General features: G+C 67.3%; 1 protein-coding gene. It reads left to right on the top strand.

The features are described from left to right. Positions 1 to 27: 27 nt before the first annotated feature. Positions 28 to 434, top strand: a 407-nt coding sequence (locus K3N28_RS23190; RefSeq protein ID WP_228095277.1) for an HNH endonuclease signature motif containing protein, incomplete at its 3' end; no start/stop codon positions are given.

Below are 434 nucleotides of genomic sequence, written 5' to 3'. Positions count from 1 at the left end.
GCCGGCTACGGCACCTCCCCCGAAGCAGTGAAACGCCACGGCCACACCGCCACCCTCGACCTCACCGTCGACATCGAAACCCTGCAAGGCAAAGACACCGGCCGCCTGCCCCTCCTGGAAGGCAAACCGATCTCAGTGGCCAAAGCCCGCCTCCTCGCCTGTGAGGCCGGGATCATCCCCTCAGTCTTCAACTACCAGAGCGGCGAAGCCATCGAACTGGGCAGGGCCCTGCGCCTCCCGAATGCGGCACTCCGCAGGAAACTCGAACTCGAACAGCCTCAGGGTTGCGCCTGGCACGGCTGCGACCGGCCCGTGGCCTGGACCGAAGCCCACCACCTCCAGCACTGGGCCGATGGCGGGAAGACGACCGCCGAGAACCTGATCCTGCTGTGCCGGTTCCACCACGGCCGCCTCCACACCACCGGATGGACCGT

The sequence above is a fragment of the Glycomyces sp. TRM65418 genome (genome assembly GCF_019710475.1).
Lineage (GTDB): Bacteria > Actinomycetota > Actinomycetes > Mycobacteriales > Micromonosporaceae > Glycomyces.
This window is presented reverse-complemented; position numbering and strand designations above follow the sequence as displayed.